Source organism: Polynucleobacter sp. MWH-Jannik1A5 (assembly GCF_018881795.1).
GTDB lineage: Bacteria > Pseudomonadota > Gammaproteobacteria > Burkholderiales > Burkholderiaceae > Polynucleobacter.
The window spans coordinates 1-1,674 of sequence record NZ_JACVPQ010000006.1 but is presented as its reverse complement, the minus strand read 5'-3'; the positions used below and the strand labels follow the sequence as shown (position 1 = coordinate 1,674).

The 1,674-nt window shown below is 50.8% G+C and carries 1 protein-coding gene; it reads left to right on the top strand.

All coding sequences use genetic code 11. The features are described from left to right. Positions 1-1,674 (top strand): beta strand repeat-containing protein (locus ICN23_RS09680; RefSeq protein ID WP_370624785.1); only part of this gene is annotated, 1,674 nt, incomplete at both ends.

Sequence of the window (1,674 nt, the reverse complement as noted above, 5' to 3'; positions counted from 1 at the left end):
CAACATCACCACCACTGGTGCTCAGGCTTATAACGGTAATGTCGTACTCACACCAACGACTACCACCTTGGCGACTACTAATAGTGATGTGAGCTTTGGCGGCACCTTAAATGGTAGTGCTGCTGGCAAAGCGCTCACCATCACTGCTGGCACTGGCGCTGTCACCTTCACTGGCGCGGTTGGCGGATCTTATGCCTTGGGTGCTACAGCGATTACAGCAGCAACGACTACCAATAGTTCTACCTGGGTAGGTAACAGCACCTTAGGGATTACTGGTAACGCAGTAGTAAACGGCGCTATCTCCGGCATTACTACTTTAAGTGTCTCTGGCACTTCAAGTATTGCTGCCAATATCACTAGCTCAAGCAACCAGGCTTATACCGGCGCTGTGACCATCACTGGTTCTGCAGTGACTCTCAATAGCTCTTCTGGTAACGGCACAGTCGGCTTTACTTCTACTGTCAATAGCGCGGCTACTGCTGGCAATCCGCTGACCGTCTCTGCTGGTTCAGGTAACGTGACCTTCACTGGTGTAGTAGGTGGTGCAACAGATGGTGCGCTTGGTGCCTTAACGGTGAATACATCTGGCACAACTACCTTTAGCGCTGCTGTCACTGCTGCTTCAGTGACAACAGATGCAGGCGGTACTGTGGCCCTGAACGGCACTACCGTCACAACGACTGGTGCACAAACCTATAACGATGCTGTTGTATTAGGTGCTGACACTACCTTAGCTGCTACTACCGCAACCTTTAATGGCACGATCACTGGTGCTTATGGTCTAGCGATTACTGGCAATGCTGTGTTTGGTAATGGCACTGGCGATACCGTGACATTGAGTGGCACCAATAAAGCGCTCTCAGTCTCCGGCACCACACGAATGAATGCCAACATCACCACCAGTGGAGAGCAAAGTTACACTGGCGCTATTACGGTAGCTGCTGATACCACTTTATCGGCTTCTAGTATTACTACTAGCTCCACAATGACCGCTAGTGCCGCTTATGCAATCACCTTAACAACTGATGCACTGGCTTTAGGCGGCAATGTCTCGAGCACTGGCGCCTTAGTCATCCAGCCAAAGACCTTGAGTACAACGATGGGTATTGGTACTGACGCTACTGGCACTCTCAAGCTCGATGATGCAGAGCTCGCTTATCTGGTTGATGGCTTCTCTAGTATTACCTTTGGCACCGCTAGCGGTACAGGTAACATTGCTGTTGACTTTGCAAGCGTACCTACCTTTGCTGACAACATCACCATCCGTAGCTCTAGCGGTACGATCACTGCTGCTGACGCAATCAATACCTCTACTAATACCTTAACGATTAGCAGTGGTGCAGCCGTCTCCGTTGTCGGTATCACCTCTGGCACTCTCGCGATCACAGGTACTGGCATTACGCTCAATAACAACATCACCACAACTGGTGCGCAGACTTATACCGGCGCTGTCACACTCGGTGATGCAATTACCCTGACATCCAATAACAATACCGTCAGCTTCAGCGGTAGTGGCTCAACGGTAAACGGTGCTAAAGACTTCACAGTCAATGCTGGATCCGGTGCAATTAACTTCGGTGGTGTAGTAGGGGGCTCTAGTGTTCTGTCATCACTCACACTGACAACGACTCACGCAACTGGCATCACCCTCAGTGGCAACATCACCACCACTGG